This window comes from Mesorhizobium sp. CAU 1741 (assembly GCF_039839275.1).
GTDB lineage: Bacteria > Pseudomonadota > Alphaproteobacteria > Rhizobiales > Rhizobiaceae > Aerobium.
This window is the reverse complement of the sequence record NZ_JBDOQP010000003.1, coordinates 389,043-414,513: the sequence shown is the minus strand read 5'-3', so window position 1 is coordinate 414,513 and position 25,471 is coordinate 389,043. Positions and strand designations below refer to the sequence as shown.

The 25,471-nt window shown below is 63.8% G+C and carries 24 protein-coding genes; 8 read left to right on the top strand and 16 right to left on the bottom strand.

Annotation, left to right across the window (positions count from 1 at the left end; genetic code table 11):
• Positions 1-26: 26 nt before the first annotated feature.
• From AAFN84_RS15680 to rpsF, 9 genes are all read right to left on the bottom strand, one after another.
• Positions 27-575 carry a CvpA family protein gene (locus AAFN84_RS15680; RefSeq protein ID WP_347515533.1) on the bottom strand — a complete coding sequence of 183 codons (549 nt, stop codon included), beginning with the start codon at positions 573-575 and terminating at the stop codon, positions 27-29.
• Between the two features lie 42 nt (positions 576-617).
• Positions 618-2,015: a DNA repair protein RadA gene (gene radA, locus AAFN84_RS15675; RefSeq protein ID WP_347515532.1), complete on the bottom strand. Its 1,398-nt coding sequence runs from the start codon at positions 2,013-2,015 to the stop codon at positions 618-620.
• A 207-nt stretch (positions 2,016-2,222) separates the two neighbouring features.
• The gene (alr, locus tag AAFN84_RS15670; protein WP_347515723.1) at positions 2,223-3,404 is read right to left on the bottom strand and encodes an alanine racemase; all 1,182 of its coding nucleotides are present in this window, start codon (positions 3,402-3,404) and stop codon (positions 2,223-2,225) included.
• Positions 3,405-3,417: 13 nt separating this feature from the next.
• Positions 3,418-4,908 carry a replicative DNA helicase gene (locus tag AAFN84_RS15665; RefSeq protein WP_347515531.1) on the bottom strand — a complete coding sequence of 497 codons (1,491 nt, stop codon included), beginning with the start codon at positions 4,906-4,908 and terminating at the stop codon, positions 3,418-3,420.
• A 241-nt stretch (positions 4,909-5,149) separates the two neighbouring features.
• Positions 5,150-5,473, bottom strand: coding sequence for a YnfA family protein (locus AAFN84_RS15660; protein ID WP_347515530.1), 324 nt, complete (start codon positions 5,471-5,473; stop codon positions 5,150-5,152).
• A 66-nt stretch (positions 5,474-5,539) separates the two neighbouring features.
• The gene (locus tag AAFN84_RS15655; protein WP_347515529.1) at positions 5,540-6,829 is read right to left on the bottom strand and encodes a cyclopropane-fatty-acyl-phospholipid synthase family protein; all 1,290 of its coding nucleotides are present in this window, start codon (positions 6,827-6,829) and stop codon (positions 5,540-5,542) included.
• 224 nt (positions 6,830-7,053) lie between these two features.
• Positions 7,054-7,638: a 50S ribosomal protein L9 gene (gene rplI, locus AAFN84_RS15650; RefSeq protein ID WP_347515528.1), complete on the bottom strand. Its 585-nt coding sequence runs from the start codon at positions 7,636-7,638 to the stop codon at positions 7,054-7,056.
• Between the two features lie 191 nt (positions 7,639-7,829).
• Positions 7,830-8,078 (bottom strand): 30S ribosomal protein S18, encoded by a 249-nt coding sequence (gene rpsR / locus AAFN84_RS15645; protein WP_173190471.1) that lies wholly within the window; start codon positions 8,076-8,078, stop codon positions 7,830-7,832.
• Complete coding sequence (gene rpsF, locus AAFN84_RS15640) at positions 8,079-8,549, bottom strand: 30S ribosomal protein S6 (protein ID WP_347515527.1); 471 nt, start codon at positions 8,547-8,549, stop codon at positions 8,079-8,081. It lies immediately after the preceding gene.
• Positions 8,550-8,901: 352 nt separating this feature from the next.
• Between rpsF and AAFN84_RS15635 the strand changes: the two genes are divergently transcribed.
• From AAFN84_RS15635 to gmk, 8 genes are all read left to right on the top strand, one after another.
• Positions 8,902-10,473 carry a pilus assembly protein gene (locus AAFN84_RS15635; protein WP_347515526.1) on the top strand — a complete coding sequence of 524 codons (1,572 nt, stop codon included), beginning with the start codon at positions 8,902-8,904 and terminating at the stop codon, positions 10,471-10,473.
• A 90-nt stretch (positions 10,474-10,563) separates the two neighbouring features.
• Positions 10,564-11,505 (top strand): ACP S-malonyltransferase, encoded by a 942-nt coding sequence (gene fabD, locus AAFN84_RS15630; protein WP_347515525.1) that lies wholly within the window; start codon positions 10,564-10,566, stop codon positions 11,503-11,505.
• 15 nt (positions 11,506-11,520) lie between these two features.
• A complete protein-coding gene (gene fabG, locus AAFN84_RS15625; protein WP_347515524.1) occupies positions 11,521-12,258 on the top strand; it encodes a 3-oxoacyl-[acyl-carrier-protein] reductase in 738 nt (245 codons plus the stop codon).
• 238 nt (positions 12,259-12,496) lie between these two features.
• Positions 12,497-12,733 carry an acyl carrier protein gene (locus AAFN84_RS15620; protein ID WP_047143752.1) on the top strand — a complete coding sequence of 79 codons (237 nt, stop codon included), beginning with the start codon at positions 12,497-12,499 and terminating at the stop codon, positions 12,731-12,733.
• A gap of 48 nt (positions 12,734-12,781) precedes the next feature.
• A complete protein-coding gene (gene fabF, locus AAFN84_RS15615; protein WP_347515523.1) occupies positions 12,782-14,041 on the top strand; it encodes a beta-ketoacyl-ACP synthase II in 1,260 nt (419 codons plus the stop codon).
• 103 nt (positions 14,042-14,144) lie between these two features.
• The gene (gene mltG / locus AAFN84_RS15610) at positions 14,145-15,311 is read left to right on the top strand and encodes an endolytic transglycosylase MltG (RefSeq protein ID WP_347515522.1); all 1,167 of its coding nucleotides are present in this window, start codon (positions 14,145-14,147) and stop codon (positions 15,309-15,311) included.
• 29 nt (positions 15,312-15,340) lie between these two features.
• Positions 15,341-16,228, top strand: coding sequence for a YicC/YloC family endoribonuclease (locus AAFN84_RS15605; protein ID WP_347515521.1), 888 nt, complete (start codon positions 15,341-15,343; stop codon positions 16,226-16,228).
• 3 nt (positions 16,229-16,231) lie between these two features.
• Positions 16,232-16,888, top strand: coding sequence for a guanylate kinase (gene gmk, locus AAFN84_RS15600; RefSeq protein ID WP_347515520.1), 657 nt, complete (start codon positions 16,232-16,234; stop codon positions 16,886-16,888).
• A 4-nt stretch (positions 16,889-16,892) separates the two neighbouring features.
• On the opposite strand, the gene blaOXA is transcribed toward gmk, so the two are convergent.
• The 7 genes from blaOXA to lptF all read right to left on the bottom strand — a co-directional run bounded on the left by blaOXA (position 16,893) and on the right by lptF (position 25,411).
• Complete coding sequence (blaOXA, locus tag AAFN84_RS15595) at positions 16,893-17,738, bottom strand: class D beta-lactamase (protein ID WP_347515519.1); 846 nt, start codon at positions 17,736-17,738, stop codon at positions 16,893-16,895.
• Positions 17,735-18,571, bottom strand: coding sequence for a 16S rRNA (adenine(1518)-N(6)/adenine(1519)-N(6))-dimethyltransferase RsmA (rsmA, locus tag AAFN84_RS15590; RefSeq protein WP_347515518.1), 837 nt, complete (start codon positions 18,569-18,571; stop codon positions 17,735-17,737). Before rsmA ends, blaOXA begins: the two co-directional genes overlap by 4 nt.
• Positions 18,568-19,584, bottom strand: coding sequence for a 4-hydroxythreonine-4-phosphate dehydrogenase PdxA (gene pdxA / locus AAFN84_RS15585; protein ID WP_347515516.1), 1,017 nt, complete (start codon positions 19,582-19,584; stop codon positions 18,568-18,570). Before pdxA ends, rsmA begins: the two co-directional genes overlap by 4 nt.
• 70 nt (positions 19,585-19,654) lie before the next feature.
• The gene (locus AAFN84_RS15580; RefSeq protein ID WP_347515722.1) at positions 19,655-20,548 is read right to left on the bottom strand and encodes a SurA N-terminal domain-containing protein; all 894 of its coding nucleotides are present in this window, start codon (positions 20,546-20,548) and stop codon (positions 19,655-19,657) included.
• Between the two features lie 163 nt (positions 20,549-20,711).
• A complete protein-coding gene (locus AAFN84_RS15575; protein WP_347515515.1) occupies positions 20,712-23,123 on the bottom strand; it encodes an LPS-assembly protein LptD in 2,412 nt (803 codons plus the stop codon).
• The gene (gene lptG / locus AAFN84_RS15570; RefSeq protein WP_347515514.1) at positions 23,124-24,212 is read right to left on the bottom strand and encodes an LPS export ABC transporter permease LptG; all 1,089 of its coding nucleotides are present in this window, start codon (positions 24,210-24,212) and stop codon (positions 23,124-23,126) included. It lies immediately after the preceding gene.
• The gene (gene lptF / locus AAFN84_RS15565) at positions 24,209-25,411 is read right to left on the bottom strand and encodes an LPS export ABC transporter permease LptF (protein WP_347515513.1); all 1,203 of its coding nucleotides are present in this window, start codon (positions 25,409-25,411) and stop codon (positions 24,209-24,211) included. The genes lptG and lptF overlap by 4 nt, the downstream gene beginning before the upstream one ends.
• Positions 25,412-25,471 lie beyond the last annotated feature (60 nt).

Below are 25,471 nucleotides of genomic sequence, written 5' to 3'. Positions count from 1 at the left end.
CCTGTCCGCCCTCAGGGGGCGGTGCGTCAGTTTGCTGGCTGTTCCGTTGTGCCCGGCGCTTCATCGTCGGGCGAAATGCGATTGAGCAGCGAGTTCTCCGGGTCGTCCGGCAGGATACTCTCCAGCCAGTCGCCAATTCCCTCGAGCAGCGGCAGCGACTTGGCCTCCGCGATCCATGGTGGCGGCGTCTGGCCGACCAGCCACGAGAAGAACAGCAGGCCGACCGCGACCACCAGTATGCCGCGCGCAGCGCCGTAGAGGAAGCCGAGCGTGCGGTCGAGCGCGCCGATGCGGCTATCAATGATGAAATCGGCGATCTTCATCGTGATCACCGTCACCACGATCAGCGCAAGAAAGAACACGATCGCCGCGGCCACCGCTATCTGCAACTGCGCGTTATCTACATAGGACTGAATATAGGGAACTACAGCGGGGTAGAAAAAATATGCCGCCACCGCCGCCGCCGCCCAGGAACCGATCGACAGGATTTCACGGGAGAAACCGCGCACCATGGCCAGCATCGCGGAGACGAGGGTGAAGCCGACGAGAATTCCGTCAAGCAGGGTGATGGGCATTCTGGCTTCACTCCGGTAGCGCGTCGCGCCTATTTCGGTCCCTCAGTCATCCGCGTCTCGCGCCCGCGCCCCCGCGATGCGCACGACCAGATCGGAAAGCGTAGCCGGCTGAAAGGTCTGTCGACCACCACCGGCATTTTGCTCGTCGCCCGCCGCGGGCATTACAGCCTGCGAAAACCCCAATTTTTCCGCCTCTTTGAGGCGCTGCTGGGCATGTGCGACGGGCCTTATTGCTCCCGAAAGACTGACTTCGCCGAAATAGACGCAATCAGCGGGAAGGGCAAGACCGGTGAGCGACGAAACCAGTGCCGCGGCGACCGCGAGATCGGCAGCCGGCTCGGTGATGCGATAGCCGCCCGCGACGTTGAGATAGACGTCATGCTGGGCGAAGCGCACGCCGCAATGCGCCTCCAGCACGGCAAGCACCATCGACAGGCGCGCCGAGTCCCAGCCGATCACCGCGCGCCGTGGCGTGCCAAGCGGCGAGGGGGCCACCAGCGCCTGGATTTCGGCGAGAACCGGCCGCGTGCCCTCCATGCCGGCAAATACCGCGGCGCCCGGCGATTTTGTGCTTCGCTCGCCCAGGAACAGCTCGGAAGGATTGGCGACTTCGCGCAGCCCCTTGTCCGACATCTCGAAGACGCCGATCTCGTCGGTCGGGCCGAAGCGGTTCTTGACCGTGCGCAGGATCCGATAGTGATGGCCGCCTTCGCCCTCGAAATACAGCACCCCGTCGACCATGTGCTCGACGACGCGGGGCCCCGCGATCTGGCCTTCCTTGGTGACGTGGCCGACCAGAACCACCGCCGCGCCTGTGGATTTCGCGTAGCGGATCATCGCCTGCGCGGATGCACGCACCTGGGTCACCGTGCCAGGCGCCGAATCAGCCATGTCGGTCCACAGCGTCTGGATGGAATCCAGGATCACCAGGTCTGGCCGCTTGCCTTCGGAGATCGTGGCCAGGATGTCTTCGACATTGGTCTCGGCGGCAAGTTCAACCGCCGTATGCGCTACTCCCAGGCGCTGGGCGCGAAGCCGGATCTGGGCCACCGCCTCCTCGCCCGAGACATAGACGATGCGATGCCCCTTGCTCGCGAGCGCGGCTGCCGCCTGCGTCAGCAGTGTCGACTTGCCGATGCCCGGATCACCGCCGATGAGAAGCGCCGATCCGCGCACGAAGCCGCCGCCGGTTGCACGGTCGAGCTCGCCGATACCGGAGACGATGCGCGGCGCTTCCTCGATCTCCCCCGACAGGCTGGTCAGCGTTACGGCCCGTCCCTTGCGGCTGCTGCGCAGACCGGCCGGGCCGCTGGCGATGCCGCCATTGGTGCCGTCTTCGACCAGCGTGTTCCATTCGCCGCACGAATCGCACTTGCCGGCCCACCGCGTGTGCGATGCGCCGCAATTCTGGCAGATGAAGACGGAGCGCGGTTTAGCCATGGATTCTCGTCCCGGGAAGTCGCGTTCCTTCGCGCCCCCCTCTGTCCTGCCGGATATCTCCCCCACACGGGGGGAGATATGCCTTCATTGCAATCGTTGGCAAACTTCTGCGATTGGCGAAATCGAAGCGGCTGGCTGATCTCCCTCCTTGTGGGGGAGATGTCCGGCAGGACAGAGGGGGGCGACGTAGTGCGGAGGGGTTGACCATCATTCCGTCGAACTCTCCCCGCCCACATACCGCCGATGATAGCGCTGTCCGAGCGACGTCAGCAGTTCGTAGGCGATCGTGCCGGCAGCCGTCGCGGCTTCGTCGATCGGGACGTTGGGTCCGAAGACTTCGATCCAGTCTCCCTGCGCGAGGACACCGGGCGCCAGGTCAGTCACATCGAACAGCGTCAGGTCCATCGTCACGCGTCCCAGCACCGGCACGCGCTGCCCATGAAGAAACCCGAACCCGCCATTGGCGACCGCCTCGCGAAGCGGCACGCCGGCGCCCGAGCCGGATCGATGGTAGCCGTCGGCATAGCCGACAGACGCGACCGCGATCGTGGTGTCACGTGTCAGCCGCTGGCTGCCGCCGTAGCTGACCGTGTCCCCCGTCTGAGCGCGCCTGATCTGGACGACCCGTGCTTCGGCCGTGGCGACCGGCTTCACGACACCCGCGCTATGCGGACCGGCGCCGCCGCCATAAAGCGCGATGCCGGGCCGCACCAGATCGAAGGCGAAATCCGGCCCCAGGAACGTTCCAGCGGAATTTGAAAGGCTTGATTCGATCTCGGGAAAAATCTGCCTAACCGCCTGGAATGATTCCAGTTGCTGCCGGTTCATCGGATGATCCGGCGCATCGCCGCAGGCGAGATGGCTGATCAGCAGCAGGGGCGTGATCGCGCCGGTCAGGGCGTTTTCCGCGGCGAAGGAGCGCGCCTCGTCAAGCGACAGACCGAGCCTGTTCATCCCGGTATCGACGTGGATGGCGCACGGCCGGGGTACGTCGCTATCCCACCCATAGGCTTCCCAACAGGAGATGTCGCCTTGCGAGCCAAGCATAGGAATCAGGCGATGAGCGCCATAGGCAGGCACGGCTTCCGGTCCGAACAAACCGTTGAGCACGAAGATTTGAGCATCGGGCAGGGCGGCACGCAATGCGATGCCTTCCGCCGGCAGGGCGACGAAAAAGGTCCGGCATCCGGCCCGCCAAAGCGCGCCTGCAACCTTCGCCGCTCCGAGGCCATAACCGTCGCCCTTGACCACGCCTGCAACGCGCGCCGACGGAGACCTGCCGGCGAGCGCGCGATAATTGTGCACGAGCGCATCGAGGTCGACCGTCAGCCGGCCGCCGGCTAAGCGTGGATCGGAGCCCGAATGGCTTGCGTCCGGCTCGAAGGCAATCCAGCCCGTCAAATCACTCGAACCGCTCAGGCAGGTGGCTGTCTTCGGCCAGGTCGGAGAAGCGCGTGAATTCGCCCTGGAAGGCGAGCCCGACAGTCCCGGTGGGGCCATGGCGCTGCTTGGCGATGATCACTTCGGCCTTGCCGCGCGCCTCGGTCATGTCGCCCTCCCACTTGATGTAGTCGTCGGTGCCGGGCTTCGGCTCCTTGTTCTTGAGGTAGTATTCCTCTCGGTAGACGAACAGCACCACGTCGGCGTCCTGCTCGATCGAGCCGGATTCGCGAAGGTCGGAGAGTTGCGGCCGCTTGTCGTCACGGCTTTCCACCTGGCGTGAAAGCTGCGACAGCGCCACGATCGGCACGGACAGTTCCTTGGCAAGCGCCTTCAGCCCGGTGGTGATCTCGGTGATCTCCTGCACGCGGTTCTGCGAGGCCTTGGCGCTGGAGCCCTGCATGAGCTGCACATAGTCGATCACCAGCACGTCGAGCCCGCGCTGGCGCTTGAGCCGGCGCGCACGGGCCGCGAGCTGCGCGATCGAGATGCCGCCCGTCTGGTCGATATAGAGCGGCAGCTTCTGCATCATCTGCGAGCATGCGACGAGCTTCTCGAAATCGGACTCGGTGATTTCGCCGCGCCTGATTTTCGACGACGGAATCTCGGTCTGCTCGGAGATGATGCGGGTCGCGAGCTGTTCGGACGACATCTCCAGCGAGAAGAAGCCTATGACGCCGCCGTTCTTCGCCTTGAATGAGCCGTCTGCCTGCTGCTCCGGCTCATAGGAGTTGGCGATGTTGAAGGCGATGTTGGTGGCAAGCGAGGTCTTGCCCATGCCTGGGCGCCCGGCGAGGATGATCAGGTCCGACGATTGCAGGCCGCCCATGCGGCGATCGAGGTCGCGCAGGCCCGTTGCGATGCCCGACAGGTGTCCGTCGCGCATGTAGGCAGCGTTGGCCATGTCGACGGCGGTCTTCACCGCATCGTTGAAGCTCTCGAAGCCGCCGTCGTAGCGTCCCGTTTCCGCCAGCTCGAACAGCCGGCGCTCTGCATCCTCGATCTGCTCGGAAGGCGACATGTCGACCGGCGCGTCATAGGCGATGTTGACCATGTCTTCGCCCACGGTGATCAGCGCCCGGCGCGTCGCCAGATCGTAGATCGCCCGGCCATAGTCGGACGCGTTGATGACCGTGACCGCTTCGGCCGCCAACCGCGCAAGATATTGCGCGACCGTCATCTCGCCGACCTTTTCCTCCGCTGGCAGGAAGGTCTTGATCGTCACCGGGTTCGCCATCTTGCCCATGCGGATCAGTTCCGCCAGCACATCGTAGATGCGACGGTGCAGGGGTTCGTAGAAGTGCGCGGCCTTGAGGAAGTCCGAGACCCGGTAGAAAGCGTCGTTGTTGACGAGGATGGCGCCCAGCAGCGCCTGTTCCGCCTCGATGTTGTTGGGCGCTTCGCGATAAAGCGGTGTTTCCGCCGCCGCAAGTTTGCGGACTGCCTCAGCCATGCCGGTTCCAGATCGTCAGAGTTGGGCCGGAAATGGAAACACGGTCCGGCATCGATTGTGTCTCCTCTCCTAGACTTTGCCCGTCTGGCTTCATAGCCGCAACCTGCGCAAGCATCATGATTCACAGAGATTCACAGGCTGCGCGCACCAACGCGCGATTGAACCTTGACGCGAATCAGACGGCGAGCATAGCCGCCGGAACATGAGAACAAAACAGGAAAATACAGTTGGTGACGTCGGTTTAGGCGGCGCGGGGCGCAAGAAGTATGATCCCGGCGCCAACGAGGCAGATGACTGCACCGATGAGATCAAAGCGGTCGGGGCGCACGCCTTCGGCCATCCACAGCCAGCCAAGGGAAGCGCAGATATAGATGCCGCCATAGGCGGCATAGGCGCGTCCGGCTGCATCGGCTCCGGCGAGGCTGAGCAACCAGGCGAAAAGAGCGAGGCTCGCCATCCCCGGTAGCAGCCACCAGACGGACTTTTCGAGCCGCCACCACGCCCAGAAAGTGAAGCACCCGGCGATCTCGGCCACGGCGGCAGCGATGAAGATGGGAAGCGTCATGCGGATCCTGCTGAATGGATACGCATCCTGCGTCGGGTAGCAATTTGGGGCAAGCGCCCGCGATGCCTATTCCTGGTCGGCCACCTTGCGCGCGCTTTTCCTGGCCCGCGAAGCCTTTGGCGGCTGGCGCCCGGAGTCTCGCATGGCCAGCGCCTTTTCGCACTTGCCCATATAGCCACGGGTCACCGGGGTGGTATCGTTCTTCAGCGTGAGCTGAATCTGGAAGACCATCAGGTCCTGCCAGCGGAAAGCCGCTTCCGAACCCGCCAGGTAGAACTCCCACATACGCGCGAAGCGCTCGTCGTAGATTTCCACGACGCGATCGCGATTCGCCATGAAGCGCTCGCGCCAGTGCTTGAGCGTGTCGGCATAGTGAAGGCGCAGAATTTCCACATCGGTGACCATCAAGCCGGCCTTCTCGATATGCGGCAGCACTTCCGACAGCGCCGGTATGTAGCCGCCGGGGAAGATGTGCTTGCGGATGAAGGCGTTGGTCGCCGCCGGCGGCCCCGCCCGGCCGATCGAATGCAGAACCACGACCCCGTCCGGCTTCAGAAGCGCGGAGACGCGATCGAAGAAGGCGCGGTAGTGATTGACGCCGACATGTTCGAACATGCCCACCGATACGATCCGGTCGAAGCGTTCCTGAAGGTCGCGATAGTCGCGTATCTCGAAATGCGCCCGGCTCTGCAGCCCCTCGTCATGGGCTCTATCCGTCGCGACGACATGCTGTTCGCTCGACAGCGTCACGCCGAGCACGTCGACGTCGAACGTGCTGGCCAGATAGAGTGCCAGCCCGCCCCAGCCGGAGCCGATGTCCAGAACCTGCTGGCCGGGCTTCAGGCACAGCTTCGCCGCGATGTGGCGCTTCTTTGCAAGCTGCGCTTCCTCGAGCGACATGTCGGGGCGTTCGAAATAGGCGCACGAGTACTGCATGTCCTCGTCGAGGAAGAGCTGGTAGAATTCGCGCGACAGATTGTAGTGGTGCTCGACATTGCGTTTTGCGCGCGCGGCGGTGTTCACCTGCTGGAGACGGCGGAAGGCAATGCGGAGGCCTTCTACCGCCTTGGTCCAGGCTGCTTCGACCCCTGCAGGCCCCATGTTCTCGTAGACGAGATGCAACAGCTCGAGCACGTCTCCCTCTACGACGTCGATTTCGCCATTCATGAACGCTTCCGGAACGGCCAGCATCGGGTCGAAGGCGATGGCGCGCTGCGCGTGCTGTGTCTTGATGACGACGTGGACACGCGGCCCGCTGCCGTCGCCGAAATGATCGACCGTTCCGTCGGGATCGGTCACGGTGAGACTTCCGGTGCGTACCAGCCGCCCGACGATGCGTTGCAGAACCCTGTTCATATCGTTCGCCCCAGAGCATCGCATCGAATTCCCGTCCGAAAACCGGACGTTCGATGCCAACCAAAGAGACAGATCGTCTGATGGCGTCGCGTAGACGCCCGGCGATCTCCGCCACTCAACCTTCCTCAACTTTCCCATGACGAGAAAGTTTCATCGGTCCAAAAAAATACCCGGCGGTTGCCCGCCGGGTATTCATCCAACTTGAGGTGGAAATGTGGTCCAGATCAGGCTTCTTCGTCTTCCTCGAAGCCGTCCTCGTTCGGATCGAAGAACGCATCCGGGCGGGCGTTCTCGTTGATGTCGTCGCCATAGATCGCCTCGGCGGAATCGAGCTTCTCGCCCGCAGCCTGGCGCTCGGCCTCGTCCGCGGTACGGGCGATGTTGAGCGTGATCGTCACCTCGACTTCCGGGTGCAGCGCGATCGCGACGTTGGTGAGACCGATGGTCTTGATCGGCTGGTTGAGCTCGATCTGGTTTCGCCCAACGTTGAAGCCTTCGGCAGTCAGGATGTCGGCGATGTCGCGGGTCGAAACCGAGCCGTAGAGCTGGCCGGTCTCGCCTGCCGAGCGCACGGCGACGAATGACTTGCCGTCGAGCGTCTCGGCGACCTTCTCGGCTTCCGACTTGCGCTCGAGGTTACGGGTCTCAAGCTGGGCGCGCTGGCCTTCGAACTTCTTCTTGTTGCCTTCGTTGGCGCGCAGCGCCTTGCCCTTCGGCAGCAGGAAGTTGCGGGCGAAGCCGTCCTTGACCTTGACGGTGTCACCCATCTGGCCGAGGCGGGAAATGCGTTCGAGGAGAATGACTTCCATGATCGTGTCCTTTCAGAACCGCAAGCGGTTGAATCAGTACTGAAAGGCAGGGAGCAGGCGGCATGTCGCCGGGGTCGCTGTCCTGCCTCGTGGCAGTTAGGGCATGAGGCCCAACTCGGATTTCCAGTCTCGCATCCGGTGCCGATCACCGGAGCGGGAAGCCGGGGCGGCGAGCCGCCCCGGAAAAGGTCCTACTTCACCACGTAGGGCAGCAGGCCGAGGAAACGGGCGCGCTTGATCGCCTTGGCGAGTTCACGCTGCTTCTTCTGGCTGACCGCGGTGATGCGCGACGGCACGATCTTGCCGCGCTCGGAAATGTAGCGCTGAAGCAGACGCACGTCCTTGTAGTCGATCCGCGGCGCGTTGGCGCCCGAGAACGGGCAGGTCTTGCGACGGCGGTGGAACGGACGGCGGGTCGGGATCTGGTTGATGTCGACCATTTATTCTGCTCCTTCCGAAACCTGTTCGCGCGGGCGGCGCGGGCCGCGATCGCCGCGGTCTCCACGATCGCCCCGGTCACCGCGATCGCCACGATCACGGTCGCCAAAGCGCGGACGGTCGCCGAAGCGGCCTTCGCGCTCGCGGTCGTCGCGCTTCTGCATCATAGCCGAGGGGCCTTCCTCGTGGGCTTCCACGCGGATGGTCATGAAACGCAGGAAGTCTTCGGAGAGACCCATCTGGCGTTCCATCTCGTGGACGGCTGCCGCCGGGGCAGTGATGTCCATGAGCGTGTAGTGCGCCTTGCGGTTCTTCTTGACGCGGTAGGTGAGGGACTTCAGTCCCCAATGCTCGACCCGCCCGATGGATCCGCCACCCGCTTCGATCACACCCCTGTACTGTTCGACGAGGGCTTCGACCTGCTGCGAGGATAGGTCCTGGCGGGCAAGGAACACATGTTCGTATAGAGCCATATTGTCTTGCCTTTCTTCGGTTCACACTGTCGGCCCCGGCGGCAAAAGCCTCTGCAACTTCTCTGTCCCGCGAGCGGGCGAAGAAAGGAGCATGTCGAGACGGTCGAGAGCGGAGACACGGGAGGCGGAAGAACTTGCCTTCACACGCATGTTTTCCTGTGGGAAAAAACACGGCCCTCCGTTCAGCCCCCAGCTGGGACCGGCAGATTGGGCGGCTCTATACGGGCAATCGCGCGCAAACGCAAGCGCGGCGCGCCGATCGGGACCATGTCGGAGAATTGTCGGTATTCCCTCAACGGAATCTTTATCGGTCCCGTTTACCGTCCCGGCGAATTCCTTGGGGGTCTCCTGAATGGTAGTTCGCAATTTTCGCCGCTCCGAAGCCGGCAATTTTTCGATGATGTTCGCCATGATCCTGCCGGTGCTGCTCGGCGGGGTCGGGCTTGCCGTGGACGTTGCCTCGCTGACGCAGGCGCACGCGCAGCTTCAGAACGCGACTGACGCCGCGGTTCTTGCCGCCTCGCGCATCAACGACAAGACGCTGTCGCGCGACGACGTTTTTCAGGATTATCTCAGCGCCAACCTGCTGGGCGCGGGCGAGATGACCAATGTCGATGGCGACATCGAAATCGAGACCGGCATCAACTACATCAGCACGACCGGCACCGTTTCCGCCGATGTGACCCTGCACCTTGCCTTCATGTTCGGTTCGTCGCGCCGCATCACCGTGACCTCCAGCGCGTATGAATCGCGCAACCATCTGGAGATTGTCATGGCGCTCGACAATACCGGCTCCATGGGGTCCGCCCGCATGGCCGAGCTGCGCAAGGCGGCAAAGTCGCTCGTTGATATTCTGGAGACCGTCCACTCGCCCGACAGCGAGCCCAAGCGCGTCGTCAAGGCGGCGCTGGTGCCGTTCGTGACGGCCGTGAACATCAAGGGCGAGGGCTACAAGGAGAGCTGGATAGATTCAAAATGGCACAAGAAGTCTGAAAGCTGGAGGGCGCGTGGCTCAGACTTCTCGGATTACAATGGGATCTATTTTACGCCGAGAACCAATCATCTTGAGCTCTTTGACGCTCTAGGTGTAGAGTGGAAGGGGTGCGTGGAGGCGAGGCCTGCACCTTACAATCTCACGGATGACGCACCGAAGAACAAGAATCCGAACACGTTGTTCGTGCCATACTTCGCGCCAGACAATCCTGGTAGCAACGCGACATCCCCGAATCGTAGTGACATTTGGAACAATTCATATATTAACGACAGCTTCGGTAAATATGACGAAGCAAAAGTGAAGCAAGCGTCGCGCTATTACAATTTAGCGTCGGGCAACAAGACCATAAGCGAATCGTCTTCGCGTTCAACGGGTCCGAACTACGCTTGCCCGACACCGATCATGCCGCTCACTTCCGATTTCACCAAGCTGAAGTCGGAGATCGACAAAATGATCTACTGGGAGGGCTCGGGCACGAACGTGTCGGAGGGCATGGCGTGGGCCTACCGCGTGCTTTCACCGGGTGAACCCTATGATCAGGGCGTGCCGTTCAAGTCGGAATATACGTCGAAATATGCAGTCGTGTTCACCGACGGAGAGAACACGGTTTTCGGTGCCGGCAATGAGTATTTCAATAAATCCGACTACGGTTCATACCACTTCCTCGATCAGGGGCGGGTCGATACCAACCGCAACAATGCGCTGACCAAGGTCAACGATATGACGCTTACCGCCTGCGACGCGCTGAAGGATGACGACGTGGAGGTCTTCACCGTTCTGCTTGGCGCCGACACCCAGGCCAACCGCAATCTCTATACCAAGTGCGCGACGACCCCCGACCACTACTATCCGACAAGTGACGTCAACGACCTCGACGCGGTCTTCAAGAAGATCGCCTCGCGCATCGCCAAGCTCTACGTCACCAACTGACCGGGGAGCATCGCGCGGTTTCCCCGCCTCTTGACCTGTCGGCCTGCTTGCGTCACACGCTGCCGACAACGAGAAGCAGGGAGAAACGCCATGTCGATCGCCTTCACCTTTCCGGGGCAGGGCAGTCAGGCCGTCGGAATGGGCAAGGACCTCGCCGACGCCTATCCGCAGGCGCGCGCCGTGTTCGAAGAGGTCGACGAGGCGCTGGGTCAGGCGCTGTCGCGCATCATGTGGGAAGGCCCGGACGACGAACTCACGCTGACGGCCAATGCCCAGCCGGCTCTCATGGCAGTCTCGCTCGCCGCCCTCCGCGTCCTCGAATCTCGCGGCGTTTCCCTGAAGGACAAGGTGGCCTACGTCGCAGGGCATTCGCTCGGCGAATATTCCGCGCTTGCCGCGGCTGGCGCGCTTTCGGTTGCCGACACGGCGCGGCTGCTGCGCATCAGAGGCAATGCCATGCAGGCCGCCGTTCCCGTCGGAGAAGGTGCGATGGCCGCAATCATCGGGCTCGAGCAGGCCGACGTCGAATCTGCGTGCGCGGAAGCGGGGACGGGCTCGGTCTGCCAGATCGCCAACGACAATGGCGGCGGGCAACTCGTCATTTCCGGCGCCAGGCCCGCGGTCGAGCACGCGGCCCGCCTGTGCACCGACAAGGGGGCGAAGCGTGCCTTGATGCTGCCGGTTTCCGCGCCATTCCATTCCGCGCTGATGCAGCCTGCGGCGGAAGCCATGCGCGAAGCGCTCGCCGGTGTGCAGATGCATGCTCCCGCCGTTCCGCTGGTTGCCAACGTGCTGGTCCAGCCGATCACCGATCCGCAGGAGATCGGCGCCCGTCTCGTCGAGCAGGTGACGGGGCGCGTCCGCTGGCGCGAGACGATCGAATGGTTCGGCGCCAACGGCGTTACCACGCTCTATGAAATCGGCTCCGGCAAGGTATTGTCCGGTCTGGCGCGCCGCATCGACCGCAACATCGCCACCGCCAATGTCGGTGCCGCCGCCGACGTCGATGCCGCGGTCGCAGCGCTGGCTTGAACAAGGGGGAATGCAATGTTTGATCTGACAGGCCGCAAGGCGCTCGTCACCGGGGCAACCGGCGGCATCGGCGAGGCCGTGGCCCGCGCGCTGCACGCGGCGGGCGCGACCGTTGGCCTGCACGGCACCCGCGTCGAGAAGCTCGATGCGCTCGCCGCCGAACTCGGCGACCGGGTCAAGGTGTTCGCGGCCAACCTTTCGGACCGCGACGAGGTCAAGGCGCTCGGCCAGAAGGCAGAGGCGGAGCTCGAGGGCGTCGACATCCTCGTCAACAATGCCGGCATAACCCGCGATGGCTTGTTCGTCCGCATGTCGGACGAGGACTGGGATGCGGTGCTGGAGGTCAATCTTACTGCCGCCTTCCGCCTGACGCGCGAACTTGCCCACCCCATGATGCGCCGGCGCTTCGGCCGCATCGTCAACATCACCTCCGTCGTCGGCGTGATGGGCAACCCCGGCCAGGCCAATTACTGCGCCTCCAAGGCAGGCATGATCGGCTTTTCCAAATCGCTGGCTCAGGAGATCGCGACGCGCAACGTCACCGTCAATTGCGTCGCACCCGGTTTTATCGAATCGGCCATGACCGAAAAGCTCAACGACAAGCAGAAGGAGGCGATCATGGGCGTCATCCCGATGAAAAAGATGGGGACCGGCACCGACATCGCGGCTTCGGTTCTCTTCCTGGCCTCCAACGAGGCGGGCTACGTCACGGGTCACACGCTGCACGTCAATGGCGGCATGGCGATGATCTGAGGATACGTCCCATCGCGGCGCTTTTCGTCTTGGAGCAGGACGGTTTTTCGTGTAGTTCCGCCGCTCCGTGGCAAGGAAACGCCGCTTCCGGGAGCATCGGACCAAAACGGATCAGGGTAGGAACTTACCGGACAGAACCGGGTTGATACCCACCTTATGCTCCTATCTTTCAGCTTGATTACCGGCAATCGTGCCGCTAACGAAGTCCCACCAACTTTCTGAAGTCGAGGGTTTGCAAATGAGCGATACCGCAGAACGCGTCAAGAAAATCGTTGTCGAGCATCTGGGCGTCGATGCCGACAAGGTCACCGAGGGCGCAAGCTTCATCGACGACCTCGGCGCGGACAGCCTCGACACCGTCGAGCTGGTCATGGCATTCGAAGAAGAATTCGGCGTCGAGATTCCCGATGACGCGGCCGAGACCATCCTCACCGTCGGCGACGCCGTGAAGTACATCGATAAGGCGTCGGCCTGACGCCTTGCCGCGCGGCCTGAACAGTTACGCCGGACCGGAGTACGGGCGATGAGACGCGTCGTCGTTACCGGCATGGGATTGCTTTCGCCCTTCGGCGTCGGCGTCGACCATGCTTGGAAGGAAATTCTGGCCGGCAAGAGCGCTGCGCGGCGCGTCGACACGTTCGAGGTGGACGATCTTCCTGCGAAGATCGCCCACGTCATACCCCGCGAAGGCGGGGAGGCGGCCTTCGATCCTGACCGCTTCATGGAGCCGAAGGAACAGCGCAAGGTCAGCGACTACATCATCTACGGCATGGCCGCTGCCGACATGGCGCTCGAAGATGCCGGCTGGCATCCCTCGACGTCCGACGACCAGAACGCCACCGGCGTGATGATCGGATCCGGCATCGGCGGCATCGACGGCATTGCCGAAAATGCCATGATTCTAAAGGAGAAGGGGCCGCGCCGCATCAGCCCGTTCTTCATTCCCGGCAACATCATCAACCTCGTTTCCGGACAGGTGTCCATCCGCCATGGGCTCAAGGGCCCCAATCATGCGGTGGTGACCGCCTGCTCCACCGGCGCGCACGCCATTGGCGATGCCGCCCGGCTGATCATATTTGGCGACGCGGACGTGATGGTCGCAGGCGGCGCGGAATCGCCGGTCACGCGGCTGTCCCTGGCCGGCTTTGCCGCCTGCCGGGCGCTGTCGACCGCGCACAATGACGAGCCGACCAAGGCGTCGAGGCCGTATGATCGCGACCGCGACGGCTTCGTCATGGGCGAGGGCGCCGGTGTCGTCGTGCTCGAGGAACTCGAGCACGCCAAGGCGCGCGGCGCAAAGATCTACGCGGAAGTGGTCGGCTACGGCCTTTCCGGCGACGCCTACCACATCACCGCCCCGTCGGAGGATGGCGACGGTGCATTCCGCTGCATGAGCGCCGCGCTGAAGCGCGCCGGCATCGGGGCGGCGGACCTCGACTACATCAACGCCCACGGCACGTCGACGATGGCCGATACCATCGAACTGGGCGCGGTCGAGCGGCTCGTCGGCGACGCGGCCTCGAAGATTTCCATGTCCTCGACCAAATCGTCGATCGGGCATCTGCTCGGCGCGGCCGGCGCCGCGGAAGCGATCTTCTCGATCCTCGCCATCCGCGACAACATCGCGCCGCCGACGATCAATCTCGACAATCCCGAAAGGGAGACAGCCATCGACCTGGTTCCCCACCGGGCGCGGGAGCGGCCGATTGACATTGCACTGTCCAACTCTTTCGGCTTCGGCGGGACGAATGCCTCGCTGGTGTTCCGCAGATATCAGGGCTGAACGTCTTGGCGCTCCTCGGCGCCGCCAATTTTGCCATATTCCGGCTTAGGTTCGGGGTCGCTGAATCGAACCAATCCGGCCTAAGGGAGCGTCCGTACACGCAATGACGAGCAACCCCGTGGATCAAGGGCCAGCCGGCCCATCTCCCACGCAGAAGCCGATCGTCCCCAAGACGGCGAGCGAAGCCCTGCGCCCGCAGGCCGGGACGCCGCCTCCCAGGCGGTCCAAGCGCTCGCGCAGCCAGTTCGTGGTCTTCATGAACTTCGTGATGTCTGCGATCGTTCTCGTGGCAATCGCCGCTTTCGCGACCGTTTGGTTCGGCAAGCATATGTTCGAGGACAGCGGCCCTCTGGCGGCTCCCGACACGTTCCTCATCCGGCCCAATACCGGTGTGCAGGAGATCGCGGAGCAGCTCGAACGCCGTGGGATGATCGACGATGCGCGTGTGTTCCGTCTCGGCTTGCGCGCCTATTCCAAGGATGGCCAGTTGAAGGCCGGCGAATACGCCATACCTGCCGCAGCCTCCATGCACGACATCATGGAAATTTTCGTCGACGGAGAATCCATCCTTCATTCCGTCACCATCCCTGAGGGCCTGACGGTCGCGCAGGCCTTCCGGCGCATTGCCGCCGCCGAGGAACTGACAGGGGACATGCCGGCCGAACTGCCGCCGGAAGGTGCGCTGGCGGCCGACACCATCCGTTTCACCCGCGGCATGCAGCGTCAGGACGTCGTCAACAAGCTGATGGCGGATCAAAAGGCGCTCGTGGAAAGTGTCTGGGAACGCCGTTCGCCGGACCTGCCGGTCGAAGACATCAACCAGTTCGTGACATTGGCCTCGATCGTCGAGAAGGAAACCGCGCGGGGCGACGAACGCTCGCGTGTGGCAGCCGTGTTCATCAACCGCTTGAGAAACGGCATGCGTCTGCAGTCGGATCCGACGATCATCTATGGAATATTCGGCGGCGAGGGGAAGCCGTCTGATAGGCCGATCTACCGATCCGACATCGACACGCCCACCGACTACAACACCTACACGATCGACGGTCTGCCGCCGGGCCCGATCGCCATCCCGGGGCGCGCCTCGCTGGAGGCGGTGGCCAACCCGTCTGAAACCGAAGACCTGTATTTCGTCGCCGATGGAACAGGCGGCCACGCCTTCGCGAGCACGCTCGAAGAGCACAATGAGAACGTGGCGCGTTGGCGCCGGATCGAACGCGAGCGCGGCGAAGCAGCCGCCGTCGAAGAGGGCGCCGCATCGCAGGACTGACGGCACGGACGAGGGGCACGGGGGGTGCGATGAGTTTGCAGAGCATGACGGGCTTCGGACGCGCCGTCTCCAACAACGCAGGCACGTCGATTGCCTGGGAGTTGAAATCGGTAAACGGCAAAAGTCTTGAGGCCCGCTTGCGTTTGCCTCCGGGTTTCGAGCGTCTCGAACAGTCGGTCCGTCAGACGATCCAGAAGAAGTTTTCGCGTGGCAACGTCCAGGCGAGCCTTTCCGTCGCGCGCGCCCACGCCCAGACGCAGCCGGCGGTGAACGAGGCGTTCCTGCAGGATGTGGCGGGCCTCGCCAAGCGTCTCGAAGAGCAGTTCGGTACTGCCCCTGCCACCTCGGACGGCCTGCTTTCCCTGCGCGGTGTGCTCGAAATTCCCGACGCCGTCGAGGATGAGGAAGCGCGGGCCGAGCTCGACGCGGCGATCCTTGCCGCGCTTGCCGGCGCGCTTGACAATCTTCTCGCCTCGCGTCGCGCCGAAGGCGATGCGCTGGGCGAATTGTTGCGCGGCCACCTCGATGCGATCGCCACGCTTGGCGACCGCGCCGAAAGCGACCCCGCCCGCGAGCCGGCGGCGATCCGCGCCCGGCTCCAGGAGCAGGTGCGCATGCTGATGAATACAGGCGCGCCGCTCGACGAACAGCGCCTGCACATGGAAGCGGCATTCCTTGCCACGAAAGCCGATATTCGCGAAGAGCTGGACAGGCTGCGTACGCATGTCGCGTCCGGATACGACCTGCTTGCTTCTGGTGGCCCCGTCGGACGCAAGCTGGATTTTCTGTCACAGGAATTCAATCGCGAGTCCAACACGCTGTGTTCCAAGTCGAACGCGGCGTCGATCACCGCAATTGGCCTCGAGCTCAAGGCCGTCGTCGACCAGTTTCGCGAGCAGGTCCAGAATCTGGAGTAGACCATGGCGGAGACACCCCTCACAGCTTCCATCCGCCGTCGTGGGCTGATGCTGGTGCTCTCGTCACCTTCCGGCGCGGGCAAGTCGACGATCGCGCGCAATCTGCTCGAAAGCGATCCCAGCTTCGAGCTGTCGATCAGCGTCACGACGAGGGCGCGCCGCGGCAGCGAAATCGACGGCCGCCACTATCATTTCCGATCGCCGCGCGAGTTTGGCAGCATGCGCGACAATGACGAGTTGCTGGAGTGGGCGGAGGTGCACGGCAACTTTTACGCCACGCCGCGCGAGCCCGCCGAGCGCGCGCTCGCGGAGGGCCGCGACATGCTCTTCGACATCGACTGGCAGGGTGCGGCGCAGTTGCGCGACAAGATGCGCGCCGACATCGTGTCCATCTTCATCCTGCCGCCGTCGATGCGGGAATTGAAGGGACGCCTGCGCCGCCGCGCCGAAGATGCCGATGCAGTCATCGAGGCACGGCTGGACAATGCGCGCACCGAGATCGAGCATTGGCGCGATTACGACTACATCGTCATCAACGACGATCTCGATGCAGCCTTCATAAAGGTCCAGGCGATTGTAACCGCCGAGCGGCTTCGCCGCGACCGTCGCCCCGGACTTTTCGATTTCGTCACCGGCCTGCTCGACGAAAAGCTGGACTGACCGCTTACGGGTTTTTGTCGCTCTGGCTGTCGACCGAGCCGATTTGGGCCCACAGCTCCGGCCATTCCGCGATGAACGCGTCGCGCGCCCGCAATCCACCTGAGCGCTGGTGGCGCTGTTCGTCCTGGTCGAGACGGGCGAAGACCAGCGTACGATCCTCCTGCGACGCCCAGCCGACATACCATCCCCATCCGCGTGCGCGGTTGAAGGATCCGTCGCGGTTGCGCGGATAGGCCGATCCGGTCTTGCCGTGCACCGTCCAGCCGTCCGTGGTCGTCCTGCTCTCGACGACGTCCATTGCCAGGTCCATGGCCTGCCTGCTGACGGGAAGCTGACGATTGACCAGCCTGGCCATGAAGGTGACCTGCTCGATCGGCGAGACGAGCAGCGACGAGGTCAGCCAGGCGCGCTGCAGCCCGTTGTCACGGCCGGCATCGCCGGAAAAATCGGCATTGCCGTAGTCGAAATCCGACAGGTATCGTTCAAGTGCCTGGCGGCCCAGCGCCTCGGTGATGCGCTGCGAATACCAGACGACCGAATTGGCCATCCACATGCGTGGTGTCGTCGGCTGCTTCCAGGCCTCTATCCAGTCGGGATAGCCGGGCTTGAAGGGCAGTTCGGGTATTTCACTAGTCTTGAGGAACCCCGCGTCATAGCCGATGACGGCCAGCGGAACCTTGAACGTCGATGCGGGCGTCACACGGCTGCGGCAATCGCCATCTTCATGCAGGATCGCGCCGCTTTGGGCGTCGGCGACGAGCACGCAGATCTGCCTTGCCTGCGCCTGCGTGGCCAGTGTCCCCAGCGAGAGCAACGAGACGATGGCGGCGAACGCCCTGTCTCCGATCATGTCTTCTCCAATGCCCTTGCAAGCGATACGAATTCTTCCACGCTGAGGGTCTCGGCGCGGCGAGTGCCGTCGATGCCCGTCTCCGCCAGAAGCCGCTCCCCGCCGATGCCCTTGAGGCTCTGGCGCAACATCTTGCGGCGCTGGCCAAAGGCGGACTCGGTCACCCGCGCCAGAACCTTGCCGTCCACCGGCAAAGGTACGGCGTTGGGCACGATGTGCACCACGGCCGATGTCACTTTCGGCGGTGGGGTGAATGCTTGCGGCGGCAGATCGAACATGATGCGCGACTGCGTGCGCCAGCCGGCCAGCACGCCAAGCCGGCCATAGGCATCGCTGCCCGGGGCCGCGACGATGCGCTGGGCAACCTCCCTTTGGAACATCAGCGTCAGCGACGTCCAGAATGGCGGCCAGTCCGTCACGGTGAGCCAGCGCAAGAGCAGCTCCGTACCGATATTGTAGGGCAGGTTGGCAACGATCCGCACATCCTCGGCACCCGCCGCCAGTGCCGCGAAATCGGACTTCAGGGCGTCGCCGGCGATGACATCGAGTCGTCCGGGATAGTGCTGCGCGATTTCGGCCAGCGCATCGAGACAGCGTTCGTCGCGTTCGATCGCGATCACGCGTTGCGCGCCATGCGCGAGCAGCGCGCGCGTCAGTCCGCCGGGGCCGGGACCGACCTCGATGACGGTGGAGCGCGTCAGGTCGCCGGCTGCCCGTGCTACCTTCGACGTGATGTTGAGGTCGAGCAGGAAGTTCTGGCCGAGAGACTTCTTCGCCCGCAGTTCATGCTTCTCGATCACCTCGCGCAGCGGCGGCAGCCCGTCGAGGCTCATGTGGCGCTCGCCATTGCATCAGCCATTCGCCGTGCAAGTCTGAGCGCTGCCAGCAGGCTGTCGGGCCGTGCGACGCCCTTGCCTGCAATGTCGAAGGCGGTGCCGTGATCCGGCGAGGTGCGGATGAAGGGCAGTCCCAGCGTGACATTCACCGTCTCGTCGAAAGCAAGCGCCTTGGCCGGGATCAGGCCCTGGTCGTGATACATGCAGATCGCTGCGTCATACGTCGCGCGCGCCTGGGCGTGGAACATCGTGTCGGCGGGCAGGGGACCGCGCGCGTCGATGCCGCGCCTGACGAGCTCCTCGACCGCCGGGCGGACGATCGCCTCGTCCTCCGTGCCCATCGCGCCGCCTTCGCCGGCATGCGGGTTCAGCCCAGCCACCGCCAGACGCGGCCGCGCGATGCCGAACCTCGCCCGCAGGTCTGCGGCGGTGATCGCCGCGGTCTCGACGATCAGGTCGACCGTTAGGCTTTGCGGGACTTGCGACAGCGCGATGTGGATTGTCACCGGCACGGCCCGCAGTTCCGGCCCCGCCAGCATCATCACCGGACGAACCGGCCGCCCGGCATCCAGTTCCGCGAGGTGGCCGAGAAATTCCGTATGGCCGGGATAGCGGAAGCCGGCATCGTACAGTGGCTTCTTGGCGATGGGGTTCGTCACCAGCGCATCGGCATGGCCGGCGCGCACGTCGGCCACGGCCCGTTCGATCGCCTCCACCGTGCCTGCCGCGTTGGCGGCATCGGGATGGCCCGGCGTGTCGATAAAGGCATTTTCGAGCGCCACCACCGGGAGCGCGGTCGCGAATGCGCCCAACGCCTCGCCTGGCGAAATCACCGCGATGTCGAGCGCATGTCCGAGCGTGCTGGCGCGCGCCTTCACCAGAAGCGGGTCTGCAAGCAGGTAGAAGGCAGGCACGTCTTCGCGACCGCGCCGCTGCCAGGCGGCGATGGCGATTTCGGGGCCGATACCGGAGGGATCGCCTATCGTGAGCGCGAGGGGACGTGGTGGCATGGTGAAACGACCTGTTTGCGCTCGCGGAACGCGCCTGGCGCGTTCCGGTACGCCCGCCTTTCGGCGGGCTTTAGCGCTGGATGATCTGCGCCTTGTCGCGCAGTTCCTTGGTCAGCTTCTCGGAGGCCTCGTCGCCTCCCGCGCCTTCCTCGGACTGCATGACCATCTGGGCGACGCGGTCGTCGGAAACCTCGCGGGCACTGCATATCCCGATGAACTCGACGCCCCGCTCGGTCTCCTGGACGGTCGTGGCTGCGCCGGCATTCGTCGCCTTGATCCGCTCCGCCCAATCCGGCGGCAATTCCGGCTCAAGCACGCGGCCGAGGTCTCGAACCGTCACGTCTATCAGGCCGCGGGCAAACTCGCGGGTCGATTCGCAGCTCTGGAAGCGCTGCCGCATCGCCTCGGCTTCGCGTTTGCGCGTACCCAGCTTCGCGCCCCGCTCGGCGGCCGGCACCACGAAGATGACCTGCTGCAGCATGTATTCCGTCGCGGATGGCTTTTCGCCGCCCTGCTGCAGCATCCGCTGCACGACCTCCTGCTCGCTCATCTTGCCGCCCGCAGAGCCGCGATTGCGCGCGTTCAGCACCTGCGACCAGCCCATCTGAGAACGGATGAACTCGCGGAAATGCGCCTTTGTCACGCCGGACTGGTTCAGAACCTGATCCATCTGCGACGTCGACATGTTGTTGGAACGCGCGAACCGTTCATAGGCGTCGCCGACCTGGTCGTCGGAGATGCGGATGTTCATCCGCGTCATCTCGGCTGCACGCAGGGTCTGGTCGATCAACTGGTCCGCGGCGACCTGCTGCACGTTGCCGCGCGTGTTCTGCAACCGCAGCAGCGCCACGCGCCGCTGGATGTCGTAGCTGGTCACCGGCACATTGTTGACGATGTACTTGATCTCGCTGGCCTGGGCTGCCGACGGGACGAGGCCCATCGGCGCCGAGGTGCCGAGCAACATGAGGGCCAGCGCACAGGGGCGCAGGATGCTTCCGGCCATTCTCATCTATGTTGTCTCCCTAAATGCGTTGGGCGGCGGCGTCTTTACCGTCCCGTGCCCCATCTCTGGGGCGAAACCGTGGCGCATGGTCTCAAGCGAGTTGTGGCGGTGGCAACAACCCGCTCTAGCCGCCGGACGACGACCCGAAATCACCGATGGTGCGCAAGGAGATGCCGAAGCTGAAGCCACGGCTCTTTTGCGACGGGTTTGTCGGGTCGACATATTCCGTGGCCGCCATCGTATACGAGAAACACTCGTCGTCATAGGCAAAGCCGATAGACTTGGCGACGAACACCTCTTCGGTCATGTTGTAGGTGCCGCTGCCGAAGGCGCGCCAGTTTTCGTCGAACCGGACCGAAGCGCTGCCGCGGATCTCGTGCCTGTCTTCCTCGAAGCCGTAATCGGGCTGTTCTTCGATGAACGAGTAGGTGGCTGCCAGCGTCACCGGCGTCGTTGCCACGCCCGCCGTCAGGTCGGCGCGGCGAAGATCGAAATTCGCCTCGTCGAAACGGCCGCCCGCGCCCAGCGCCAGGCCGCCGGGGCTGACGACGTTGGCTGCGGCAACATAGTCGGATCGATCCGTCTCCAGCCCGGAATAGGCGCCGGTATGGACGAGGTCCGCCGACGCGTAGGAATTGAGGCCGGCGATATGGAAGGACTGGCCGACGAGCGCGGTGCTCGACCAGCCATTGGAGAACGTGCCCGAATACCGGATGCCGAGATTGGCGCGCACGCCGCCTTCCATGCGGTCATAGCCGGAGAACTTGTCGCGCTCGAACAGGTTCGAGGCATCGAAAACCAGGCTCTGCGCGTCTTCGTTGGGAATGCCAAGACGGTTTGCATAAGCCGCATCGGGGCGCGCGAAGATCTGGCCCATCGGTTCCAGCACGTGCAGCGAACTTGTGGTCGAGAACAGCACCGGCCAGCGCGCCTCCAGACCGGCCGTGGCCATGGCACGGTAGAAGGACGAGCGCATCTCGGTCTCGAACCCGTTGCGGGCGCCGACCAGGGAGATGGCGTTCTGCGACCCACCGCTATAGTCGACCCCGATCGCGTCGCCACGCGCATGCAGGATCGGCGTCAGCATCAGCCCGCCGGGCGCGATGAACGAGCGCTTCCATTCCGCTTCCGCCGTCACGCGGCCCGATGTTCCCTCAATGCCCTGCACCATCGACTGGGGCCGGCCGTCGATGGTGAAATTCGTCGCATCGAGCTGGTCGCGCCGGATGCCCTGCACATTGACGTCGATGTTCAACTCGCCGCCTGCGATGCTGTTGTCGGGCGTGAAGGCGTAGTCGAAGGAGGGCAGTACCCAGGGTTGCTGCCCGTTGCGTCCCCAATAGGGCTCGCCCGTCACCGGGTTCGTGTCGCGAACCGCTTCCTGCACGGTGAAGCGGTACGCGCTGAGGTTGAAATAATTCCGATCGTTCAGGCCGGTGAGATAGACACTGTCGGTGCGGTCGAGCTGGTCGTAACCCTCGATCGCGTAGCGATGCGAGAAGTTCTTGTCGCTCTGGGCCATCACGTCCCAGCCGAAGGTCCAGCGCGGGTTGATCCTGAACGCGCCCTTCGAGCCGACCATGCCGCGATAGTCTTCGTTGTCGCTCGCCCACAAGGAACTCGCGGCGTCCGAATAGAATTCCTCGGGGCTGCGCTGCTTGATGCCGGCGATGGTGATCGAATAGCTGCCATTGTCGAATTGCTGGCGCCATTCGGCTTCGGCGAGGAAACCCTGCTTGGAATAGACGGTCGGCTTGAACGTCACGTCGGCCGTGGGCGACACGGCCCAGTAATACGGCACCAGCAGTCCGTGGCCCAGTTCGCTTCCCGAGCGGTAGCTCGGCAGCAGGAAGCCCGATTTCTGCTCCACCGTGGGATCGGCGATCTCGAAGGCCGGCAGGAAGGCGAGGGGGAGGCCGAAAAACTCGAAGCGCGCGCGCTCGAATCGCACCGTTTCCGTTTCGCCGTTCCAGATGATCTTCTGCGCCTTCACGCGCCAGATCGGCGGCTTGCCCGGTCGGTCCTCGCAGGGCGCGCAGGCCGTGTATACGCCACGGTTGAACGTGGTCAGCGCGCCGTCGGCCCGTTCCGCGCTCTCGGCGGCGAAATAGGTCTGGTCGGCCGTCTCGACCCTCAGCGTGCGCACGAACGCGTCGCGAAAATCGTCGGTGACGTCGATCTGATCGGAGCTGAAACGGGTACCCTGCGGGTCGACGATCTCGACATTGCCGCTCGCGATCAGGCGCGAGGTGGCACGGTCATAGGTGACGCGCTGGGCGACGAGACGGTTGCCGTCATAGTCGATGCGGACGCCGCCAACGGCGGTGATCGTGTTGCGGTCGTTGTCGTAGACGATCGTGTCGGCTTCGAGCAGCATTTCCGCATCGCTCGAAAGTCCGGCGTCTTCAAATCCGAGATCCTGCGCAAGCACCGGCGCCGGCACGGCGAAAGCGGCCGCGCCAAGAGCGAGCGCGGATGCGCCCAGAAGGTGCAACATCCTGGCGGACCTGCGTTTTTTCGCGATCTCGCCGTTCACCTAGCCGTCCTCTTTGTACAACAGAAACGTCACTCCGATAAAAGACGCAACCAGCACCGGAAACCAGGCCGCCGCGACGGGCGGCACGAATCCGGCGCTGCCGAACGCCTGGACCAGAACGGTTACGACATAAAGCAGAAAGCCGGCGAGTATGCCACCCAGAATAATCGACACCGATTGTCCCATTCGTGCAAATCGCATCGACACCGTGGCGGCGATCAGGGTCATTGCGATCAGCAGCGCCGGCAAGGCGATCAGCGAATGAAACTGCATCGCAAACGCGTTGGCATTGAGACCGAATGAGCGTGCGGCGGCGATCTTGCGCGGCAAGTCATAGATCGAGATCGTCTCGGGATTGGCCAGCCGTTCCATGACGAATTCCGGCGTCAGGTTGGTGTCGATCCGCACGGATTCGATCGCTTCGGGGGCCTCGCCGGCGAGAATGCGGTTGGCGCCGACCAGCTCCCAGTGACCCTGCCGCAGATAGGCGGACCGCGCGTCGATGCGCTCTACCAGCGTGCCGTCCGTGTCGATTCGCAGGAAGCTCGCATCAACGAGTTCCATGCCCTGGTCCAGCACCGCGCGCGAGCCGATGATCGTCTCGCCTTCGGCCGTGCGCTGCTTGATCCATGGCGAGCTCTGCTCGTTGCCGGACCCGGCGCTGCCGGCGCGCGCGGACGCCTCCAGCGCCTCGCCCTGCTCAAGCCCGCCTGCGGCGATCGGGTTCAGGATCAGGATGGCGGCGAGCCCGAATACAAGCGATCCCGCGCATAGCGGAAGCAGGAACTGCCAGGCAGAGATGCCGGCCGCCCGCGTCACCACCAGCTCGTAGCGGCGATTGAGCGCCACCAGCGTCGCGATGGCGGAGACGAGGCCGATGAAAGGCACCGACTGCTGCATCAGGATCGGTGTCTGCATCGCCGCGATCGCCAGTGTCGCCGTCACGGAATAATCGGTCACGCCGCCAAGCCGGTCGGCCAGTTCGGTGAAGACGACGATGAAGATCAACGCGCTCAACCCGATGAACATCCACATCGTGATCGACAGGTAGCGCATGAAGAAGTAGCGGCCGAGGGTGAAGCCGATCATGCCGCGCCTCCCTGGGTCCGCCCAGCCTGGCCGAAGAGCCGCATCCTGAGCGTGATCATGCGCTGCTGGGCCCGCTCGACGACGGCGGCGCCGCGTTCGACCATCCACATCGGCAGTTCCATCACCCGGTTGGTCGCGAGGAAGAAGATGGCCACGGCGCAACTGCCGATCGGAATGACATAGACCAGCGGCCACAAGCTCGGATCGTTGGTGATCCTGTCGGTCATGAAGAAGCCGGCCCAGCGCACCACCACGGCGATCGTCATCGTCGTCAAAAGCGGATGAATGCGCGCCTCACGGAACGACCGCGAGTCGCCGGCCACCGCAAGCCCGATCAGCGCGAACACCATTGGATAGAGCCAGTCCGAGAACCGCTTGTGCAGTTCGGCGCGGAATCGATGCGGATCAGCCTTGTACACCGGATCGTTCGGGTCCGGATTCATCAGATAGGCGAGGGTTCGGTCCTTCGGCAGCATGGTCGGCGCTCCCGAACTCGCCATGAACTGCGAAAGGTCCAGCCCGTATGACGAGTAGCGAACGATCGACACGCCCTCTGCCGTCTTCCGATAGACGGCGCCGTCCTGCATCACCAGCAGTTGTTCTCCTTCGGTCTCGAGCGTCGCGCCATTCTTGGCGTAATAGATCAGCTCGACGCCTTCTTCGCGCGCGTCGGCGACGAAGATGCCGCCAAACCGGCCGTCGGGCAGGCGTTCGCCGATCTGCATGTTCAGGCCCGGCTCGACCTCCTGGAAAACGCCTTCTTGAATCACCGTGGTGATCAGTTCGGCGCGCGCCTCCGAAATCAGGATGCGCAGTCGCTCGCGTGAATACGGCTCGACAAAATTGTTGATCGCGAAGGAGATCGCGCAGGCGGTGGCCGCCAGCAGGATGATCGGCCGCATCACCGTCAGCCGCGGACTGCCGGCGGCGCTGATGACGATCAGCTCGGAATCGCTGTTCATGGTCGTCAGCGTCACTGCGATCGCGATGCCGATGGCGAACGGAATGATGATCGGGATGACGGCGGGCAGCACCAGCCAGGCGACCTCGAAGAAGGTCGCGGCCGACTGGCCATTTCCGGTCACCAGATCGATCCGTGACAGGATTTGCGTGGTCCAGACGATCAGCAGAACCCAGGACAGCGTCGCGGTGAAGATTCCGAGGGCGCGGCGCAATATGTAGTATTCGACGACTTTCATATGTCGCGAGGTTCCGGTTCTTTTTGGCGTGGGTGCGGCGAGCGCCCGAAATTCCTGCGC

Excerpts from the sequence above, each read along its gene's own strand:
- AAFN84_RS15680 (WP_347515533.1), bottom strand. The coding sequence starts at position 575 with ATGCCCATCACCCTGCTTGACGGAATTCTCGTCGGCTTCACCCTCGTC.
- radA (WP_347515532.1), bottom strand. The coding sequence starts at position 2,015 with ATGGCTAAACCGCGCTCCGTCTTCATCTGCCAGAATTGCGGCGCATCG.
- AAFN84_RS15665 (WP_347515531.1), bottom strand. The coding sequence starts at position 4,908 with ATGGCTGAGGCAGTCCGCAAACTTGCGGCGGCGGAAACACCGCTTTAT.
- AAFN84_RS15660 (WP_347515530.1), bottom strand. The coding sequence starts at position 5,473 with ATGACGCTTCCCATCTTCATCGCTGCCGCCGTGGCCGAGATCGCCGGG.
- AAFN84_RS15655 (WP_347515529.1), bottom strand. The coding sequence starts at position 6,829 with ATGAACAGGGTTCTGCAACGCATCGTCGGGCGGCTGGTACGCACCGGA.
- rplI (WP_347515528.1), bottom strand. The coding sequence starts at position 7,638 with ATGGAAGTCATTCTCCTCGAACGCATTTCCCGCCTCGGCCAGATGGGT.
- rpsR (WP_173190471.1), bottom strand. The coding sequence starts at position 8,078 with ATGGTCGACATCAACCAGATCCCGACCCGCCGTCCGTTCCACCGCCGT.
- rpsF (WP_347515527.1), bottom strand. The coding sequence starts at position 8,549 with ATGGCTCTATACGAACATGTGTTCCTTGCCCGCCAGGACCTATCCTCG.
- AAFN84_RS15635 (WP_347515526.1), top strand. The coding sequence starts at position 8,902 with ATGGTAGTTCGCAATTTTCGCCGCTCCGAAGCCGGCAATTTTTCGATG.
- fabD (WP_347515525.1), top strand. The coding sequence starts at position 10,564 with ATGTCGATCGCCTTCACCTTTCCGGGGCAGGGCAGTCAGGCCGTCGGA.
- fabG (WP_347515524.1), top strand. The coding sequence starts at position 11,521 with ATGTTTGATCTGACAGGCCGCAAGGCGCTCGTCACCGGGGCAACCGGC.
- AAFN84_RS15620 (WP_047143752.1), top strand. The coding sequence starts at position 12,497 with ATGAGCGATACCGCAGAACGCGTCAAGAAAATCGTTGTCGAGCATCTG.
- fabF (WP_347515523.1), top strand. The coding sequence starts at position 12,782 with ATGAGACGCGTCGTCGTTACCGGCATGGGATTGCTTTCGCCCTTCGGC.
- mltG (WP_347515522.1), top strand. The coding sequence starts at position 14,145 with ATGACGAGCAACCCCGTGGATCAAGGGCCAGCCGGCCCATCTCCCACG.
- AAFN84_RS15605 (WP_347515521.1), top strand. The coding sequence starts at position 15,341 with ATGAGTTTGCAGAGCATGACGGGCTTCGGACGCGCCGTCTCCAACAAC.
- gmk (WP_347515520.1), top strand. The coding sequence starts at position 16,232 with ATGGCGGAGACACCCCTCACAGCTTCCATCCGCCGTCGTGGGCTGATG.
- blaOXA (WP_347515519.1), bottom strand. The coding sequence starts at position 17,738 with ATGATCGGAGACAGGGCGTTCGCCGCCATCGTCTCGTTGCTCTCGCTG.
- rsmA (WP_347515518.1), bottom strand. The coding sequence starts at position 18,571 with ATGAGCCTCGACGGGCTGCCGCCGCTGCGCGAGGTGATCGAGAAGCAT.
- pdxA (WP_347515516.1), bottom strand. The coding sequence starts at position 19,584 with ATGCCACCACGTCCCCTCGCGCTCACGATAGGCGATCCCTCCGGTATC.
- AAFN84_RS15580 (WP_347515722.1), bottom strand. The coding sequence starts at position 20,548 with ATGTTGCTCGGCACCTCGGCGCCGATGGGCCTCGTCCCGTCGGCAGCC.
- lptG (WP_347515514.1), bottom strand. The coding sequence starts at position 24,212 with ATGATCGGCTTCACCCTCGGCCGCTACTTCTTCATGCGCTACCTGTCG.
- lptF (WP_347515513.1), bottom strand. The coding sequence starts at position 25,411 with ATGAAAGTCGTCGAATACTACATATTGCGCCGCGCCCTCGGAATCTTC.